The sequence below is a fragment of the Thermoflavimicrobium daqui genome, from assembly GCF_003313465.1.
In the GTDB taxonomy this organism is placed as follows: domain Bacteria; phylum Bacillota; class Bacilli; order Thermoactinomycetales; family Thermoactinomycetaceae; genus Thermoflavimicrobium; species Thermoflavimicrobium daqui.
Genome location: NZ_KZ845664.1, coordinates 505,844 through 524,251 on the forward strand (window position 1 = coordinate 505,844; position 18,408 = coordinate 524,251).

Below are 18,408 nucleotides of genomic sequence, written 5' to 3' on the forward strand. Positions count from 1 at the left end.
AAATTGTAAACTAATAATAAAAATAGGTTTACAATAAGTTGAGGTGAATGAAATTGGAATACACTTATGAGCAACTACTTGAAAAAAATAAAAATTATTTATGGAACCCATTTACACAGATGAAAACATACCTTCAAGATGATCCTCTGATTATTGCGAGAGGCGAAGGGATCAAATTAATCGATGTCAAAGGACGAGAATATTATGATGGTTATTCTTCCCTTTGGTTAAATGCACATGGTCATAACCATCCTGTTTTAAACAAAGCGATCACGAGACAACTAGATCAAATTGCTCATTCAACCTTGCTTGGATCAGCTAATATTCCAGCTATCTTACTTGCGGAACGGTTGGTTGGGATTACCCCGGATCGTCTACAAAAAGTTTTTTATTCAGATAGTGGAGCGGAAGCCGTCGAGATTGGATTGAAAATGGCTTTTTTATATTGGAAATATCGTGGCCGACCCGAAAAAAGTCAATTTTTAAGTATGAAGAATAGTTATCATGGCGATACCATTGGTGCTGTAAGTGTAGGTGGGATAGATCTGTTTCACCAAGCATTCGAGCGTTTATTATTTCAAACTGAGAAAGTGGCTTATCCATACCCTTATCGTTTTCAAGGGAGTATCGAAGAGTGTGTAGAGGTAAGTCTTCTGGAATTAAAGCAGAAACTAGAAGAAAAGGCCGATCAACTTGCTGGTTTGATATTAGAGCCAATGGTACAAGGTGCTGGCGGAATGATTGTAATGCCACCAGGATTCTTAAAAGAAGTTGAACAGCTGTGTCGGCAGTACGATGTCTTGTTAATTACTGATGAAGTAGCAACTGGTTTTGGTCGGACAGGAAGAATGTTTGCTTGTGAACATGAAGCGATCGAGCCTGATATTATGACTTTGGGTAAAAAGTTAACAGGTGGTTATTTACCGGTGGCGGCAACCCTTACCTCGAATGAGATCTATGAGGCCTTTTATGGAGATTTTGAGGAAGCCAAAACCTTTTATCATGGTCATTCTTATACAGGAAATCAGCTGGGATGTGCGGTGGCTCTGGCTAACTTGGACTTATATGAGCAAGAGAATTTGATTAGACATGTACAAGAAGTTAGCCAAGTTGCCGCTCAAGAGTTAAGACAAGTTGCCGAATTGCCACATGTAGGGGAAGTTAGACAACTAGGTCTAATGATTGGTATTGAATTGGTACAAGATCGTATTAGTAAACAAAGTTATGACTGGAAACTAGGAATGGGTGCCAAAGTTTGTCGAAAAGCGCGTGATTTAGGATTGATAACCCGTCCCCTTGATGATGTCGTTACCTTGATGCCATCACTGGTTTCGACAGGACCGGAACTCCAAGAGATGATAGCTATTATTCGTCAAGCGATTATCGAGGTGACAGAGGCGTGAAAAAGGGGTTTTTTATCACTGCAACCGATACCGAAGTGGGTAAGACGATTGTAACAGCAGGACTATCCCTCGCTTTACAAGCAGAAGGATATCGTGTTGGAGTCATTAAACCTGTACAAAGTGGACATTTGCGCAAGGATCCCAACGGAGATGGAATGCGTTTAAAAACATGGACTGGACAAACAGATCCCATCGAGCACATGGTCTTATACGATTTTGCTCTTCCAGTCGCTCCAGAATTGGCAGCGGAAAAAGCGGGTGTGACGATTAACCGAAAGGTGATCCTTGATAGACTAGCTCAGATGCTGACTCGCTATGATGTTGTATTAGTAGAAGGAGCCGGAGGGCTACTTGTACCATTTGACAGGGATGGAACAATCGCTGACTTAGCCAAAGAGATGGGACTACCTCTTTTAATTGTAGCTCGTCCTAACTTAGGTACGGTTAATCATTCTGCGTTAACCACTTTATGGGCAAAGCAAAATGGTTTGCATCCTTTGGGAATCATTATAAATGGTTGGTCAGAAGAACTTGTACAAAAAGATCTAAGTGTGGTCGATAATCCGCGTCTGATCGAAGAATTAGCGCAAGTACCTGTACTCGGAAAAATGCCATGGTTAAATAAGCTATCCCGTGAAACAATCGGTGTAGCTTTTGAAGAAGCGGTAGATGTCCAGCGACTGATTCGATTTCTGGAGGAAATGTGATGAATAGCTGGGAAATGATGATTCATGCAAAGTTAGCATCGATGGCTGAAGAAGGATTACAGAGAGAATTACGTCCAATTAAAGATGCAAGTCAACCTATTCTTATGTACCAAGGAAAAGAGCTCGTTAACTTTTCTTCTAATAACTACCTAGGATTAGCTGGACATCCACAGATTATTGCTGCCCAGCAAAGGTCTGCCGAGCAGGGAGCAGGGGCGACTGCTTCTCGGTTAATCATTGGACATGATGAGGAGATGGAAGAATTAGAAGAAGAATTAGCCAGCTTTCATCAACATGAAGCCGCTTTGGTTTTAGCCAATGGTTATATGGCTAATGTAGGAATTTTATCTTCTTTTTTGGGAAGGCATGATGCTGTTTTTAGTGATCGTCTCAATCATGCCAGTATTGTTGATGGGATTCGATTAAGTAGGGCGACTCACTTTCGGTATCGACATGGTGATCTAAACCATTTGGAAGAGTTATTAAAAAAAGCAAAAACAAGAGGAATAAAACGGCAACTGATCGTCACTGACTCCGTATTTAGTATGGATGGTGATATCGCACCGCTAAGAGATATCGTCTTTCTTAAGCAGAAATATGGTACAGCTCTTCTGATCGATGAGGCACATGCGGGTGGGGTATTTGGAAAACATGGGGAAGGTCTTGCGCATGAACTGCAGATCAGCGAGCAGGTTGATCTTCATATGGGAACTTTTAGTAAGGCCTATGGAGTGTATGGGGCTTACGTCTTAGCACGTAAAGAATGGATACAGTATTTACATCATACCTGTCGTAGTTTTATTTACACTACCGCTCTTCCACCGACCGTGATTGGAGGGATTCGTCAAGCGATTCAGTTAGTGAAAGAGGGGATGAATCTTCGGATTGATCTATCCAAGAAGAGTCAGTATTTTCGCGATGAGTTAGTAAAAGCAGGCTTTGATATTGGAGGAAGTACGACTCAAATCATTCCGGTTTGCATAGGTGATGAAAATACAACGCTTACTTTTAGCAGGAAGTTAATAGAGCGTGGGATTATGTCTGTAGCTATTCGCCCACCGACAGTTCCTAAAGGGACAGCTCGCCTTCGTTTCTCACTGATGGCGAACCATCAGTGGGAAAATATTCAATCAGCGCTTGTAGCGATAAAAGAAATTGGTAAAGAGTTGGAAGTGATTTAAGTTGACAAAAGAGATTACCTTTCTTTGGATAGCGGGTTGGTCTATCTCACATAGCATTTGGGATACCTATATGAAAGCATGGCCAAACGTTCATCATCTCACCGTTGATTTTGGGCAATGTCAGCATATAAAAGAAATAGAAGAGTATGTGGAAAAAGCACTCACACCCCGAGATCATTCTTCCATCATAGTGATTGGCTGGTCGTTGGGATCCATGGTTGCTCTTCAAAAAGCCATACCGTGTGCAAGTCGAATCCAAGGGATGTTTTTAATTGGAAGTACAGCGCAGTTTGTAAAGAGTAAGGAAAATCCCTATGGCTGTGATCCACGACAAATAGTATGGTTAAAAAGGAAAATCAAGAAAAATCCGATTAAAGGACTCGCTGATTTTGATCAACAAATGTTTTCGCAGTCTGAAGTCGAAGCGGGTGAATGGAGACGCTGGTGCGAGACAGCAAGACTTGCAATACCTTCTGTATCTTCTTTGCTAATAGGACTCGATTATTTACAGCAGTTTCAGATTGATCCCAAGAGTCTATCAGCCATGCAATTTCCTATCTTTTTACTTAGTGGAGCTGAGGATAATATTTGTCCTCCCTCAGGAGCAAAGTGGCTAACGGATCATTTATCACGAGCCAAACTTACGATTTGGGAAGAAACAGGTCATCTTCCTTTTTGGACTCAGCCACAAAGGTTTTTAACATGGATGAAGGAGGGATTAGCTGATGTATATGACGAAAACAAGAATAGTAAAGCAGTTTAATCGAGCAGTCCATACATATGACCAATATGCCGATGTACAAAAACAAATGGCGGGACGACTAATTTCAATCCTTCCTCTGTTAAAAAAAGATCTTCGTATTTTGGAAGTAGGCTGTGGCACAGGTATTTTAACTCGTTTACTCGCTAAACAGTTTCCACATGCAACCATCTTAGCGATTGATCTGGCTGAAGAAATGATTAAAAAGGCTCAAATGGGATGGGCAAGTTCATCACATATACGTTTTCAGGTGGCAGATGGTGAGGGGAACGATTGGGTCCAAGAAGGCCCTTTTGATTTGATCATTTCTAATGCGACAATCCAATGGTTTTCCAAGCCGCAAGTTGCATTTAAAAACTTTAGACGGGCCTTAAAAATGGGTGGTTGGTTTTTGGCATCTACTTTTGGACCGAAAACATTTCAAGAGCTTACTGCTTTGTTCTGTGATCTAGAGCAAAAGTTACAAATCCCTCCCTCCCAACATCAACTATCGATGCCAGATCGAACGACATGGGAAGCAAGGTTACAAAAGGAAAAATTTATAGAAGTAAAAACAAAAGAAGAGCTTTATCAGTTGGAATACCCTGATTGTTATACTTTTTTAAAAGCTGTCAAAGCAGTTGGAGCTAGTTATAGTGAAAATACCCTTTCATTTAGTCAAACTAGGAAGCTATTACAATGTGTGATGGAAAATTATAACCAGAAATATAAGACAAATCAAGGGGTATATACCACTTATCAAGTCTATTATTTAATTGGACGCAAATAGGTAGGATTGATTTAAAGCTAAATAGATTAAACAAAAAGGTTACTGATAATAGAATCGTAAGTTCATCATATCAGTAACCTCATGGGTTTAATAAGCCCGATTTTTTTAGGATGATTGTTCTACAGGAGATGGTTTTTGATGTCTAATAGGAAATAGCAAAATAGCCGGAATCATTGAAAAGAATGCTGCTATAATATAAACCAATCGAATATCGAGAAGATCAGCAAGCATACTCATCAAGAAAGTAGAAAGCCCAAAACTAATCGTATTAAGTGTTGTAAACGCAGAAAATACTTTAGGCAATTGAAGAGGAGAGGTTGAAGTCTGAATAAGGGTAGTACGGGCATTATACAGCGCTTCATATGGAGGGCCGGATAAGAAAATAAAAATGATACTAAATAGAGCGATAGGGGTTGTAGCAAATGCAATAGTAAGTAGACTAAAAATGAGAGCTCCCCATAAAATGACAGGAATTAAGTGTTTTTCGATCCATTTGGCAAAACTAAGAATGAAAGCCCCACCTACTAAGCAACCCGCAAAATAGCTACTATTGATAAAGCCCCACCAATATTCATTTTCCTTTAAGACTTTCGTTACAAAAGTTAGAAGCAGCGCACCAGACCAGATCCCACCTGCTAACGTAAGAAAAAATTCACCAATAGCTAATCGTTTCAGATATATATGGGAAAAGACAGTTTGCCAACCTTCTTTTAAAGCTACCCACTGAGAGGTTTCTTTGATAGGAGTATTTACTGTATGATAAGGATCACGAATAAAGAAAAGTGAAAAAGTTGAGATGATATACACAATGAATGTGACCCATATAACTGAAGAGGCCCCCAGAAAGGCAACGGCAAGTCCACCTACGGACCAATGAACTAACTGCAAGAGACTATCTGTTGTAGAAATAAGACTATTTGCTTTGACTAATTGTCCTTTGTCTACTAGGCGAGGAATTAATGAATTTCTTGTTGGTTGTGTCCATCCATCTAGAAAGGATATAAGAGCAACCAATGGCCAGATCCAATGAATAGATAGTGCTGAGTTATTGAGAAAGATAACGATTCCAACCATCAAAACGGTTTGTCCGCCTTGAGCTAGAATTAATAGTCGCAGCAAAGTGAAACGATCCATCATCCACGGTGCAATTAATCCACTAATGGTCATGAAAGAAGTTCGGATGATTGGATATAATGCGGCTAGTAAGGTAGAGTGGGTTTGATGATAAACAAGGGTAATCAGTGATACAACTAAAAAAACGTCTCCCAAATTAGCTAGTGATTGTCCCAACCATAAACAAATAAATGAATAGTTCTTCTTCATCGGACTCGCTCCCTTGTATCCATATTTAGTTGTAAATAAGCTTTGGATGGTTTGTGACAATCACATGGGAGTAAGCTCTCCTTTCAAAGTCATTAGCTAATAAAAGTTTCATATCATTTTGTTGTTTTCGGATATGATTTGTGTTTATCAGAAAATAAAAAATGATATGAATAATATATAAAATAAACCATATTATCAATCCGATTGTAACAAAAAATATAAAATATAGCAATATTTACTTGATTTTTAGAAGTAATATACATGAAGATTTCTTGCTAGTATGCGTAAACCAAAAATCATCCCTCTGGATGATCCAACCATTCGGTCTTCTCTCGATTCTTTTCTCAAGAGGGATGATATCGGTTATATTATGAAATCGTATCTAAAATATCAATTTGTACCCCAGATGAGTCAGGGGATAAGTCCATTTGTTGATAGGAAATTTGGTGTTGACTCATCACTTTTCCTATAAATTGGCTCAGTTGTATCCGTTGTTGCTTGGATTGATAAAAACAGAGAATGGTAGGGCCTGCACCGCTTAAGGCTGCACCTAATGCTCCATAATGGGAAGCTTGTAGTAAAATTTCTTCGAGTCCAGGAACCAGGTTCGCTCGAAACGGCTGATGAATACAATCTTGCATGGCTTCTTTGAGTAAATCATATCGACCTTGTGCGAGTGCTGCAACCAATAAGCTACTTCGTCCAATATTAAAGATGACATCGGACTTGATATATTCTGTAGGTAGAACGGATCTAGCTTTCGTAGTTGGAAGCTGAAAGTTAGGGATGATGACCAGTGCATGTAAGTCAGGTGCTGGTAAAGAAAGTGCAGGAATAGGCGCTTCGGGATGTTGCGGCATGGATGCAACCATGATCCCACCATATAAAGATGCACCAACATTATCAGGATGTCCTTCCCACCATGATGCTAGTGAAAAGATCTGCTCGCGATCAAAAGGCTCTCCCGCCAGTTGGTTCGCTGCGACGAGAGAGCCAACGATGGCAGCGGCACTGCTTCCAAGGCCTCTTGCCAGAGGGATTTCTGATTTAACCTTAATCGTTAATTCAGGAATAGGAAGGGACGCTTTTTGAAAAAGGTGAGCAGCTACACGATAAAGCAAGTTTGTCTTATCATGTGGTAGTTCTTCAAGTTCTTTACTTTCTAACTGAATTTGGGTCGTTTTTGCAAAGCTCATCTCAATGGACGTATATAAATCGAATGCAAGCCCAATTGTATCAAATCCCGGTCCTAAATTTGCCGTACTAGCTGGAACTTTTACATGTACACAGAGAGAGTTTTTCACTCGGTACTCCTTTTTTACTTCTTAATTAAAGAGAGTACGGCATCATAGGTAGCCGGAATGGTTTGAGATGTAAATTCCAGCGAGTTAAGGACAATATCGGGATCTTTCAGCCCATTTCCAGTTAAAACACATACGACAGTAGCTTCTTCTTCGATTTGCTCTGCTTTACGTTTCTTTATAACTCCAGCTAGGGATGCGGCTGATGCTGGTTCACAGAAAATTCCTTCAGAACTTGCCAGTAATTGTTGGGCTCTTAAAATTTCTTCATCTGTAACACTATCAACTTGCCCATTCGACTCTTTGATAGCACGAAGTGCTCCTTCTTTACTTGCGGGGTTTCCTATACGAATGGCAGTAGCTACCGTTTCAGGATTTTCGACGACATTTCCATGTACAAGTGGTGCGGAACCTGCTGCTTGGAATCCAAACATCCGTGGTAGTTGTTCAATTTTTTCTGCTTCTCGGTATTCTTTGAATCCTTTCCAATAGGAAGTGATATTGCCTGCATTACCAACAGGAATAGCTAAAATATGGGGAGCTTTGCCTAAAGTATCACAGATTTCAAAAGCTGATGTTTTTTGTCCTTCGATCCGATAAGGGTTGACAGAATTAACAAGGGTAATGGGCTCCTTTGCAGTAATTTCACGTGCAATCGATAACGCCTGATCGAAATTTCCATCAATGGAAACAATTTTGGCACCATAAATGATCGCTTGAGCTAATTTGCCCATCGCAATTTTGCCACTTGGAATCAATACGATACAGTTAAGACCTGCCCGTGCAGCATATGCGGCTGCGGAAGCAGAAGTATTGCCTGTCGAAGCACACATAATCGTCGTGTTTCCCTCTTCGACCGCTTTAGCTACAGCCATAACCATACCGCGATCTTTAAAGGAGCCTGTGGGATTGAGCCCTTCATACTTGAAATAGAGGTTTAGACCTAGTTGCTTGGATAAATTTCCAGCATAAATGAGAGGGGTATTTCCTTCGTGAAGAGTAACAACAGGTGTTTTTTCCGTTACTGGTAAGTATTTACGATAACGATCGATGATTCCTACATGATCCCTTTGTTTGGATGATTCGACTAAGAAGCGAGCCATTCTGCTTCTCCCCCTTCGACTCGATAAAAGCTTTTGATTTCCTTGATAATTGGCATATTCTCCATTTGTCGTATAGCTTGGTCGAAACTGCTCTTTGCTGTTTCATGTGTAATCATAATCACTTCTGCTAGCTGAGTATGTTGATAGGGTTGTTGCAAAATGGTGGAGAGTGAGATTTTTTGATCAGCAAAGAGTTGCGTGATTTTTGTAAAGACACCTGCTTGATCAGATACGACTAAACGAAGGAAATATTTGCAGTATTTTTCGTTATCGCTTTTGCATTTCTTTTCTTTGTAAGATGAAGTAATGTTTTGCCCATTGATCGCTAGTCTAATATTTTTTACCACACTAACAAGATCAGAAACGACTGAGGTCGCTGTGGGTAATTCACCCGCACCTGCTCCATAAAACATCGTTTCTCCTACAGCTTCACCGTGTACATAAATGGCATTAAATACACCATGTACTGAAGAGAGCGGATGTGATAGATGGACTAAAGTAGGCTCGACACTAATCTCAATTCCATCCTCATTTTGCTCAGCTAGTCCCAATAATTTCATTTCATAACCCAGTTTTTTGCCATAAGCGATGTCCTCTTTGGAAATTTGACTAATTCCTTTAACAGACACTTCATCGAGCGTAGTCGGAATATGGAAACCAAGAGTGGACAGAATGACCATTTTTCGTGCAGCATCTAATCCTTCTACATCGGAAGTAGGATCAGCTTCAGCGTAACCTAGGGCTTGTGCTTCTTGAAGAGCTTCTGTGTAGTCAGCTCCTTCATGGCTCATTTTGCTTAAAATATAATTGGTTGTTCCATTAACAATGCCTGTAATTTTAGTAATCCGATCGGAAGAAAAGCTATCCATTAATGCCCGTAAGATCGGTATACCGCCTGCTACACTCGCCTCATAGTAAACATCGCATTTCTTTTCTTTAGCTTTACTTAGAATTTCGTCTCCATATAATGCCATTAAGTCTTTGTTTGCCGTTACTACATGTTTGCCCTGTTCTAAGGCAGCTAAGATATATTCTTTTGCAGGATGAATACCACCCATCACTTCGATGATTACATCGATCTCTTTTGCGTATAAGATTTCCTCTGGATTAACCGTAAGTAAATGAGAGGGCACGGATAAATTTCGCTTTTTGTCTATGTTTTGGACCAGAATTTTTTCAATTTCTATTTTTAAGCCACTCTTTTTCAGTAAGTCTTCTTGATGACCACGAATAATCCGAACTACCCCAGTACCTACAGTTCCGAAACCCATCATACCTACTTTTATAACTTTTTTTTCCATGATGTTGACTCCAATCATGCAATTTGTTTTTTTAGAGAATACATTTGTTCATTTATAGTGGACAGTATAGCGGATATACATGAATATGGCAATACCCTATTTGAAATTTGTAGAATTGTAGCTGCCATTTATTGAAAAGGGAAAGTGGAAAAGAAGAAAGGCGCTCTATATCCAGCGTCTATTCAGAAAGTCACTCTTACAAAAAAGAAAGAAAAGCGAAAGATAAATCGATGGGAGATATAGCCGAAGTACAGTAAAGTTTAAATAACAAAAGGAAAGCAAAGAGGAGGATGCGAAAATGAAATTAGTTGGAGTAATCAAAGTGGTATTAAAGTCGATGGTTGATGTGTGGGTTGGTAAAGAAAAAGGCGGGATCTAATATTGGATATCGATAAAAGTGATTAAATCGCTGTCTCTTATGGAATGAAGAGACAGCGATTTTTAATTTAGAAGCTCTTTTCAGATAAATAGTTGAGAACGATCCATAAGCTTTTCGCTAGTTTTTCCGCTGGACGTGTTATCAGATGAAGTGGTAGTTGGAGAGAAAAATGAGGTGAACTTCTTATAGTGAGGAGCCCTGTTTGTAATTCATGTTTTACTGCGGATTTTAGACAAATACCCCAACCAAGTCCAGCAAGTATACTTTGTTTGGCGTACTCTGTCGTCTCGCACTCGATATACGAGGTTGAGATCGGTATCTGCGGAATATCTTTTGGAACGAGACATACATCTTTTGGAAACGGATGGGTCGGTTGAATTGGAACTACATAATCGGTATAGAATTTGGTAATTCGAAGTGAAAATGGGTCAGATGGAGAGATAAAAGAAACGCCAATGTCGATTTTTCCATCTCTGACTAACTTTTCAACTTGTTCTTCAGGATATAGGCGAAGATCTATCTGAATTCCGTTATACTTTTGTAAAAAGGTAGCGATATATGAAGGTAACACATAAGTTCCAATCAACGGTGAAGCTCCGATAATAATATGACCACGCTTTCCCTTCCTGAATTCTTCTAAGGATCGTGTCATCTGCTCTTGAAGAGAAACCATGCGTTTCGCATAATCTAGAAAGACTTTTCCGGCATCCGTTAATAGAAAGCCTCGTGCATGGGGTGTTAGCAAAAAAACACCCAACTCCTGTTCTAAACGTTTGATTTGCATAGAGACGGCTGGTTGGCTAATATGTAGACGTTTGGCAGCCTCCGTAATACTTTGCGACTCAGCGACTTGAATGAAGAAGTCAAAGTGACGTAAATTCATAGAAACCTCGCTTATATATAACTATTTTATTATGCATTTTTAACGAAATTAGTATTTGTATTATACCTCTGTTTTTGTAATAATTTGAGTAGAAAATCGTGAAAGGGAGTAAATGGATGAAAATTGCTTTAATTGCTTTCGACCAGTTTACTGACTTAGATTTGTTCTTACCTTGGGACTTATTAAATCGTGTTCGTCTTTTAGGGAGAAAAGCGGATTGGGAAGTGAAGATTTTAGGTACCCAAATTTATCATACATCCGTTTCGGGTTTATCTATTCCTACTACAGCCTCGATCGAAGAAGCGAATCAAGCGGATGCGGTTTTATTTGCGAGTGGTCATGGAGTACAGTCTCTATTGCAAGATCAAGTATACTTAGAGCGGTTTAACCTTAACCCGAAAACACAACTGATCGGAGCGATGTGTTCGGGAGTCTTAATATTAGGAGCGCTTGGACTGCTCACGAATCGGAAGGCGACGACCTATCCAACAGCTCGTGAAAAATTGGCTAGTTATGGTGTGAAAGTGGTACGTGAAAGTTTTGTCATACAGGAAAATATCGCTACAGCAGCAGGATGCTTAGCAGGGGTCGAATTAGTAGACTGGGTTATTCGTTCTTTAGTAGATGAATTGACGGCTAGAGAGGTATTAGCTACAGTGCAACCAATGTTGGAGGAGGAGCTTATCAATGACCCGATTGATCGGGGAAGGGAAAACAGTTTGTTTATATCATGCTAGTGAAACTGATTTAGCATGGATTACAGATACCGAACAGGCACCAGAAAATGCTCCCTTTATTATAGGATGGAGTATAGAAAAGCACTGTGAAGCTTTCAACAATCCTGATCTAGTCTACTTAATGATCAGAGAAAAGTTAACCATGAAGTTAGTAGGATTTTGCATTCTTGCGGGCTTAACTCTTCCGCATCAAAGTTTGGAACTAAGGAGAATGGTTATCTCTGAAAAAGGAAAAGGCTTTGGTCGTGAAGCATTACAAGTGATAAAGAAATGGTGTTTTCGAGACCATGGTGCTCATCGACTGTGGCTCGATGTGAAGGAGCAAAACATTCGGGCGCTGACTTTGTATCAATCAGAAGGGTTTATCCGAGAAGGAATTCTACGTGAAGCAGTGAAAAATGAGAATCAATATGAATCTTTGATCGTGATGTCAATCTTGGAGTCGGAATATATAGAATAGAAAATCATTTTATACGAATAATTAACTCTTGCTTTTAAAATGTGGCTATCATTTAAAAATTAGGTTTAAACATAAGTCAATCTTCTAAAAATGCCCGTACCACCTCTAAAGTGATATGGGCATCTCATGTTTTAAGCTCGTTTACCTTTTCTCTGTACGAATCCTTTACTTAAGGTGATGAACAATTTAGTTTAGCGACGATGTCACGAGCGATCCATACACCACAGGCACTAGCTTGTGCTAATCCTCGTGTTATTCCTGCGCCATCGCCACCTAAATATAATCCAGAAATCTCCGATTCAAAGTGTTCATTTAGCTTAGGACGTGCTGAATAAAATTTAGCTTCTACACCATAGAACAAGGTATGCTCTGATGCGATCCCTGGTGTGACTACATCGAGTGCTTGAATCATTTCTATTAAGCTTTTCATAGTATTGTAGGGTAATACGAGTCCTAAATCACCAGGCACCGCTTCTTTTAGCGTTGGATTAATAAATCCTTCCTTAATCCGTTTGGGTGTAGAGCGTCGTCCACTCAGAATATCTCCTACTTTTTGGACGATAATACCGCCGTTGGAGAGTTGATTGGCGAGACGTGAAACTTCATGAGCGTATTCGGTAGGTTGATCAAATGGATCAGCAAACTGGTGTGAAACAAGTAAGGCAAAGTTGGTGTTATCGCTACCTAAGTTCGGATTTTTATAGGCGTGTCCGTTGGCTAACATAATTCCCGAATGGTTTTCTACAACGACATGTCCTGAAGGATTGCTGCAAAATGTACGAACACGAGTACCTACAGAAGTATTAAAAATAAATTTTCCTTCATATAAATGCTTGTTAATCTCCTCCATGACAATATTGGGTGTTTCTACACGAACACCAATATCGACTTGATTGGCTGACATTTTTAAGCGACGCTTCCGTAAGATCTTTGTAAGCCAAGCAGAACCATCGCGTCCAGGTACAATGACCACTTTTTCAGCTAAGAGTTGTTCACCATTTTTCAGTTCAATTCCAATGGTACGATGAGATGAGCCGACTTTTTCAGTAATAAGGTCAGCGACTTCCGATTTGTACTTCATGTCAATTTTTGTTTTAAGATATTCATAAATGCTCGTTAAGATCTCTATATTTTGCTCTGTTCCTAAATGACGAACTTGAGCTCGTAGAAGCTTCAACCCAGCAGAGTAAGCACGTCTTTCAATATCCCGTATTTCATCTGTTAATGGATCGGTAATGGAATCGGTCGCACCATGCTCTAGATTGATCTCATCGACATACTTAATCAAATCAACAACGGTATCAGTTGGAAGATAATCAGTCATCCATCCCCCAAACTCACTCGTAATATTAAATTTCCCGTCTGAGTATGCTCCAGCACCTCCAAAGCCATTGGTAATAGAGCAAGCCGGAACACAACCAGCAAACTCTTTCCTACCAACTGCAGGAGGACATTTTTGGATTTTTTTCTGTAAGATCGGACAATTACGAGAATAAATATCATGGCCTTTATCAATTAATAAAACGTTAGCTTCCGGCATTTTAAGTGTTAGCTCATAACAAGTAAAAATTCCAGCAGGACCTGCTCCAACAACAATTACATCATATTTGTTTTGCATATATTAAACCTCCGAAATGACATTCTTCCTAAAGAGGGATCAATGATTTCGTAACCCTTGAGTACTATATCAAACAGCGATATAGAAATCAAGCAAAAAACGAATAAAATATTTATAACCTGAATCAATTATTCGTATTGTTAACGCTTTCATTAAGAATATCTAACTTGTTTGTTATATTTTTGTTAGGTTTTTATATAGTTTTTGTTTTTGCTGCACGCCTTTTTTGAACTTACTTCAAATCACATATAAAAAACGAAGGGAAGATTGACAATTAATACGATATCGTAGTAATATATACCTAAGGAAAAAGATATCGTAGGAGCTACTGATGGAGCATTTAATAAGATTTCTACTACAGTCTGGTCTTAAACCATTTTCGATTGATCCAGCCATCAACGAATTAGAAAAAAATCTGACACGTTCTGAGCTACTTGCATTGATATTGATTCGCTTTAAAAAACAGATAACGATGTCGCAATTGGCATCTGATTTAGGAGTACCACTAAGTACGGTAACAAACATTGGGCAGCGTTTAAAGCGGAGAGGATTAATCGAAAGACAACGTGATCCCAAAGATCGTCGTTCTATTTTGGTTAGCTTGACTTCTGAAGGTATGGAGTTAGCTAATCAAATGATGATCGTACTTAATCGGTTGATCCAAAGAGTAGAAGCAGCGCTTACACCAGAAGAATTAAACCAGCTCATACAGCTTGGGATGAAAGCATTAAAAGCGATCCAAACGGTTGAGACTGGAGGAGAAAAGGAACAAGCTAGATTACGAAAAATCCAAATTTCGGACTAAAAAGGAGCTTGTTCCTTTTCTTTTTAGACTAATAATACGATATCGTAGTATTTTCCTAAAACATTTTGATGATAGGTGGATGATGATGCGTATTATCGTTTATACAGGCAAAGGCGGCGTTGGCAAAACGAGTGTTGCAGCTGCAACAGCTGTTCAATTAGCAACACAGGGACTCCGAACATTAGTCATGAGCACAGATGCTGCTCATAACTTATCGGATTGCTTTCAACTCTCTTTAGGGGCAGAGCCTGTACAAATTACTGAAAATTTATGGGGACAAGAAATCGACAATATCCAAGAAACAGAGAAAAATTGGGGAGCAATGCAAACATGGTTTAGTGGCGTGATTGATTGGTCAGGGTTAAGTGAGGTAAGTGCAGAAGAAATGATCGCTTTTCCAGGGATGGAGGAGCTATTTAGTTTATTGAAAATCATTGATCATGCTAAGAGTAAAAAGTTTGATGTGCTAATAGTTGATTGTGCACCCACGGGAGAGACATTGCGTTTACTTAGTTATCCAAATGTGCTGACATGGTGGCTTGATAAAATATTCCCTTATCAACGCCGTTTTGCAAAATTAGCTCGCCCAGTGGCTAAATGGGCAACGGGAGGGCTTGAATTACCAAATGATGAGGTGATGGGGGAAACAGAGCGGCTCTTCCGTAAAGTGATTGATGTTCAAAATATCTTATTAGATCATCAGACAACATCCATTCGTATTGTGGTCAATCCAGAAAAAATCGTGATTTCAGAAGCAGAGCGCGCTTTTACTTATCTGAATCTTTATGGTTTTAACACCGATGCCATCATAGTTAATCGTGTATTGCCAGAAGAAGCAGGGGTTGGATATTGGGCCGAGTGGAAAGAGAAACAAAATGGATATTTACAAGAGATTCAACATTCTTTTCATCCTGTACCAGTATTGCAAGCACCGATGATGAAGTCGGAAGTAGTAGGGGTATCAGCATTAAATGAACTAGCTCAAGCTGCTTATCAAATCAAAAACCCTGCTGATATTTTTTATGAAGGCAAAGCACAAGAATTAGTTAAAAAAGAAGAAGAATATCAGCTCTACTTAGCCCTTCCTTTTTTAGATCGCACTCAATTAAATCTAGCACAACGGGGTGATGAACTGACCATTCAGGCTGGCTCTTACCGCCGAAAAATGTTTTTACCACGTGTTTTGTTAAATCGTCCTATTTTAGGAGCACGCTTTATAGAACAACGTTTATGTATCACGTTTGGTGAACGAACTCAGAATGAGAAAGGAGAGCAAGCGAATGATTGAGCGAAAAAAACTACACAATATCATTGATTTTCTTTATGATCTTCGTGAAAAAGCAGAGCAAACGGCGATTCCTCCACAAGCAAAAAAACACTTTAAAAATGCACATAAGGAGCAACTATTAGGAGTCCGTGCTTGCTTAGATCAAATGATCAACCGATTGGATGAAAAAGAGAAGGATAGTAAAAGGAAAGCGGTGCAAAAGATACAGATTGATGAGTGATGGAAATAACTCTATCACTTACTCTATTCAAAGATTTGCACCTCCCATAAATGCTAGAAATTATCGGTGAATTTGCTACAACAACTTATAAAGAGGAATAAATAGAAGATCTAATATAAAAACAAGTTTGTAAAACAAACAAAATCATCACTCGTTATTACTGAAAAACACGATATTCATTAAAAAAGAAGCCCATTAAGCATGACTGATCCAGTCAACTTGATGGGCTTCTGAATGTTCTGGAACCTCGAGCTTGGAAGCCAATTTTAAAATCACCTTTTCAGGGACATACTCTGTACGCTTTCGGTTGCGATCTAAAGCTACTTGAGGCGGGATATCTACATAAACAATTCGGACACGAGCTTGATAAGAAGCAAAAAGCTGGATAAGTGGTTTTCGAATAAACTGAGTTAAATTAGTCGCATTCCAGACAAAAGAACGTTTCTGTCGCAGCCATTCTTTGGCTTGTTCCTTGGCAAGTTGAATTACTTTTCCTTGTGAATCTTCGGGATGAATTCGATGTTGTTTGCGAATTTCATCGAGTGAGACGATGGGCCAGTCTGGTAAGTTCTTTTTTATCCATGTATCTTTACCTGACCCAGGTAGCCCAACCATCAGAATCACTTCAAAAGAGGGCTTGACATATGGAGAGTAGAGGGGATTGTCTTGCCAGCCTTGAAAATAGCGAAAACGACTATACTTACAAGGAAAAGTACGTGGTTGATCATAACAACCTTGCTCCTGACAATACTCTCGAAATAGCTGAATTCGTTCAAGTAGTTCTACTTGATCATGACAAATTCGTCCACGTATATCTGCCTCTGCAAGTAAAGCTACCAAATCTAAACGTATTTGTAAGCTTGCTTCATATACAGCTTTGTCAGGACTCTCTTTTTCTAAAAACCATAGGGGAAGCCCATGAAAGCGGACAAGAGAGACAATCGACTCTCGGATAGTTAGTGGTGGCATCATTGGTAGTTCCCATAGAATTTGCCTAGCCAGTTTAGCACCACGTTTGGCATGTCCAGGTGAAGTGATCCTGCCTTTTTCATCAATTTGAGTGCAAGTGGGTTTAGCCACATCATGAAGAAGAGCAGCGATGAACATCACGGAACGTTCTGTATTAGAGAGTTGTTTCCATTCAGCTAACTGAATTAGTTCTTGGACAACCATCGTAGTATGAGTATAGACATCACCTTCAGCATGGTAGATCGGATCCTGTGGAACTTTTTGCAAAGACTTAAGCCACGGGAATCTCTCTGTTAGATGAACCCAATCACAGATTGCATCACTTGGAGAGGGACACAAAGGAAAGATCCATTCATTGATTGACTGTTCATGTCTGGTCAAAACAGGGTCACCCCTTTTCGCAGTTGATTGGGTAAAAGCTGGCGATTCATCCAGTGACTTTCTGAGTCGATGATCGTTTGTAGAAAATCACTACGTACGAATTTATAGCGTCCTTTGACCATATCGCCTTCTTCTTCTTTGATATAAAGGCCTTCCATTAAACCACTAAGGTCCGTCTCTTTTAATACGGTGTCTGGGGAGATTCCTTGCTCTATCGCTTTTTTACAAAGCTGATCGATCAAGTCATGGGATATAAAGTGAGAAGGTCCGATCCATTCTTTTAAAGTTAAATAGGATGGAGCAGCTCCTTCGTATAACACCTTTACTGAAACAATAAACGGGGCACTTTTTAATAGATCACGACGTGCTTTGGTCGATAAGAACACTTTCTCTTGTTGATCATAAATGTCAAACTCCAAGAAATAATGAGGTAAGTCTGTATAAAAAATGGTATGTTTGGCATACATCCACTCACCATACAAGATATAGCGGTCACCAAGTAAGTACCAAAGCTCTCCTGTGTAACGATTTGCCCAACTCTTAAGTAAGTGAAATTGCTGCTCACGTGGACCTCCAGTTAAGTAATGACCACGGCTCTGTAAACGTAGTTGTCCATCAGAAGTAAAGCTAATCCCACAATTGGCTCCATCCATTTTTTCTTCAATGACCAGATAAGCGTTTTTTAGAGTAGAATAAGGTACAAGGTTTAAGTCGTTATCTCCTTGTTGCAATCCAGACCCTTCGATATGTGGAGTACGTGGATATTTAATCATTTTTGTCATTTTTTCACCTAATGATGTTAAATTATTATTTGTGTATA

General features: G+C 39.5%; 18 protein-coding genes. 10 read left to right on the forward strand and 8 right to left on the reverse strand.

The annotated features are described in order from the left end of the window. Nucleotides 1-47: 47 nt before the first annotated feature. From bioA to bioC, 5 genes are read left to right on the forward strand one after another with little or no spacing between them, the layout of a single operon-like run. Nucleotides 48-1,403 (forward strand): adenosylmethionine--8-amino-7-oxononanoate transaminase, encoded by a 1,356-nt coding sequence (gene bioA / locus DL897_RS05400; protein WP_113658111.1) that lies wholly within the window; start codon nt 48-50, stop codon nt 1,401-1,403. After that, the gene (bioD, locus tag DL897_RS05405; RefSeq protein ID WP_168188654.1) at nt 1,400-2,110 is read left to right on the forward strand and encodes a dethiobiotin synthase; all 711 of its coding nucleotides are present in this window, start codon (nt 1,400-1,402) and stop codon (nt 2,108-2,110) included. Before bioA ends, bioD begins: the two co-directional genes overlap by 4 nt. Next, the gene (gene bioF, locus DL897_RS05410) at nt 2,110-3,291 is read left to right on the forward strand and encodes an 8-amino-7-oxononanoate synthase (RefSeq protein WP_113658113.1); all 1,182 of its coding nucleotides are present in this window, start codon (nt 2,110-2,112) and stop codon (nt 3,289-3,291) included. The genes bioD and bioF overlap by 1 nt, the downstream gene beginning before the upstream one ends. Before the next feature lies 1 nt (nt 3,292). Further along, nucleotides 3,293-4,054, forward strand: a complete 762-nt coding sequence (locus tag DL897_RS05415; protein WP_113658114.1) for an alpha/beta fold hydrolase — start codon at nt 3,293-3,295, stop codon at nt 4,052-4,054. Beyond that, nucleotides 4,017-4,820, forward strand: coding sequence for a malonyl-ACP O-methyltransferase BioC (bioC, locus tag DL897_RS05420; RefSeq protein WP_113658115.1), 804 nt, complete (start codon nt 4,017-4,019; stop codon nt 4,818-4,820). Before DL897_RS05415 ends, bioC begins: the two co-directional genes overlap by 38 nt. A 105-nt stretch (nt 4,821-4,925) precedes the next feature. Here the strand turns inward: bioC and DL897_RS05425 are convergent, their stop codons facing one another. The 5 genes from DL897_RS05425 to DL897_RS05445 form a co-directional block, all read right to left on the reverse strand. After that, nucleotides 4,926-6,143: an MFS transporter gene (locus tag DL897_RS05425; RefSeq protein WP_145962197.1), complete on the reverse strand. Its 1,218-nt coding sequence runs from the start codon at nt 6,141-6,143 to the stop codon at nt 4,926-4,928. 368 nt (nt 6,144-6,511) lie between these two features. After that, nucleotides 6,512-7,447, reverse strand: a complete 936-nt coding sequence (gene thrB / locus DL897_RS05430) for a homoserine kinase (RefSeq protein WP_113658117.1) — start codon at nt 7,445-7,447, stop codon at nt 6,512-6,514. Nucleotides 7,448-7,461: 14 nt separating this feature from the next. Then, a complete protein-coding gene (gene thrC, locus DL897_RS05435; protein WP_113658118.1) occupies nt 7,462-8,547 on the reverse strand; it encodes a threonine synthase in 1,086 nt (361 codons plus the stop codon). Beyond that, nucleotides 8,532-9,848, reverse strand: a complete 1,317-nt coding sequence (locus tag DL897_RS05440; RefSeq protein WP_113658119.1) for a homoserine dehydrogenase — start codon at nt 9,846-9,848, stop codon at nt 8,532-8,534. Before DL897_RS05440 ends, thrC begins: the two co-directional genes overlap by 16 nt. 446 nt (nt 9,849-10,294) lie before the next feature. Beyond that, nucleotides 10,295-11,110 (reverse strand): LysR family transcriptional regulator, encoded by an 816-nt coding sequence (locus DL897_RS05445; RefSeq protein ID WP_113658120.1) that lies wholly within the window; start codon nt 11,108-11,110, stop codon nt 10,295-10,297. Between the two features lie 116 nt (nt 11,111-11,226). Between DL897_RS05445 and DL897_RS05450 the strand changes: the two genes are divergently transcribed. Next, on the forward strand, nt 11,227-11,847 hold the full coding sequence (locus DL897_RS05450) for a DJ-1/PfpI family protein (RefSeq protein WP_113658121.1): 621 nt from the start codon (nt 11,227-11,229) through the stop codon (nt 11,845-11,847). Beyond that, complete coding sequence (locus tag DL897_RS05455) at nt 11,798-12,307, forward strand: GNAT family N-acetyltransferase (RefSeq protein ID WP_113658122.1); 510 nt, start codon at nt 11,798-11,800, stop codon at nt 12,305-12,307. The genes DL897_RS05450 and DL897_RS05455 overlap by 50 nt, the downstream gene beginning before the upstream one ends. A gap of 169 nt (nt 12,308-12,476) precedes the next feature. Here DL897_RS05455 and DL897_RS05460 read toward each other — a convergent pair whose 3' ends face one another. Further along, nucleotides 12,477-13,925, reverse strand: a complete 1,449-nt coding sequence (locus DL897_RS05460; RefSeq protein WP_113658123.1) for an NAD(P)/FAD-dependent oxidoreductase — start codon at nt 13,923-13,925, stop codon at nt 12,477-12,479. 331 nt (nt 13,926-14,256) lie between these two features. Between DL897_RS05460 and DL897_RS05465 the strand changes: the two genes are divergently transcribed. From DL897_RS05465 to DL897_RS05475, 3 genes are all read left to right on the forward strand, one after another. After that, the gene (locus DL897_RS05465; RefSeq protein ID WP_113658124.1) at nt 14,257-14,730 is read left to right on the forward strand and encodes a MarR family winged helix-turn-helix transcriptional regulator; all 474 of its coding nucleotides are present in this window, start codon (nt 14,257-14,259) and stop codon (nt 14,728-14,730) included. A gap of 85 nt (nt 14,731-14,815) precedes the next feature. Next, on the forward strand, nt 14,816-16,018 hold the full coding sequence (locus DL897_RS05470) for an ArsA family ATPase (RefSeq protein WP_113658125.1): 1,203 nt from the start codon (nt 14,816-14,818) through the stop codon (nt 16,016-16,018). Next, the gene (locus tag DL897_RS05475; protein ID WP_113658126.1) at nt 16,011-16,238 is read left to right on the forward strand and encodes a hypothetical protein; all 228 of its coding nucleotides are present in this window, start codon (nt 16,011-16,013) and stop codon (nt 16,236-16,238) included. Before DL897_RS05470 ends, DL897_RS05475 begins: the two co-directional genes overlap by 8 nt. A gap of 195 nt (nt 16,239-16,433) precedes the next feature. On the opposite strand, the gene DL897_RS05480 is transcribed toward DL897_RS05475, so the two are convergent. Both DL897_RS05480 and DL897_RS05485 read right to left on the reverse strand, forming a co-directional pair. Further along, a complete protein-coding gene (locus DL897_RS05480; RefSeq protein ID WP_113658127.1) occupies nt 16,434-17,588 on the reverse strand; it encodes an AAA family ATPase in 1,155 nt (384 codons plus the stop codon). Next, on the reverse strand, nt 17,585-18,370 hold the full coding sequence (locus DL897_RS05485) for an RNA ligase family protein (RefSeq protein ID WP_113658128.1): 786 nt from the start codon (nt 18,368-18,370) through the stop codon (nt 17,585-17,587). Before DL897_RS05485 ends, DL897_RS05480 begins: the two co-directional genes overlap by 4 nt. Between the last annotated feature and the right edge of the window lie 38 nt (nt 18,371-18,408).

Coding starts and splice junctions, on each gene's coding strand:
- DL897_RS05425 (WP_145962197.1), bottom strand. CDS start 6,143: ATGAAGAAGAACTATTCATTTATTTGTTTATGGTTGGGACAATCACTA.
- DL897_RS05465 (WP_113658124.1), top strand. CDS start 14,257: ATGGAGCATTTAATAAGATTTCTACTACAGTCTGGTCTTAAACCATTT.
- DL897_RS05455 (WP_113658122.1), top strand. CDS start 11,798: ATGACCCGATTGATCGGGGAAGGGAAAACAGTTTGTTTATATCATGCT.
- DL897_RS05440 (WP_113658119.1), bottom strand. CDS start 9,848: ATGGAAAAAAAAGTTATAAAAGTAGGTATGATGGGTTTCGGAACTGTA.
- DL897_RS05450 (WP_113658121.1), top strand. CDS start 11,227: ATGAAAATTGCTTTAATTGCTTTCGACCAGTTTACTGACTTAGATTTG.
- DL897_RS05445 (WP_113658120.1), bottom strand. CDS start 11,110: ATGAATTTACGTCACTTTGACTTCTTCATTCAAGTCGCTGAGTCGCAA.
- bioF (WP_113658113.1), top strand. CDS start 2,110: ATGAATAGCTGGGAAATGATGATTCATGCAAAGTTAGCATCGATGGCT.
- DL897_RS05485 (WP_113658128.1), bottom strand. CDS start 18,370: ATGACAAAAATGATTAAATATCCACGTACTCCACATATCGAAGGGTCT.
- thrC (WP_113658118.1), bottom strand. CDS start 8,547: ATGGCTCGCTTCTTAGTCGAATCATCCAAACAAAGGGATCATGTAGGA.
- DL897_RS05470 (WP_113658125.1), top strand. CDS start 14,816: ATGCGTATTATCGTTTATACAGGCAAAGGCGGCGTTGGCAAAACGAGT.
- bioA (WP_113658111.1), top strand. CDS start 48: ATGAAATTGGAATACACTTATGAGCAACTACTTGAAAAAAATAAAAAT.
- bioC (WP_113658115.1), top strand. CDS start 4,017: ATGTATATGACGAAAACAAGAATAGTAAAGCAGTTTAATCGAGCAGTC.
- DL897_RS05460 (WP_113658123.1), bottom strand. CDS start 13,925: ATGCAAAACAAATATGATGTAATTGTTGTTGGAGCAGGTCCTGCTGGA.
- DL897_RS05475 (WP_113658126.1), top strand. CDS start 16,011: ATGATTGAGCGAAAAAAACTACACAATATCATTGATTTTCTTTATGAT.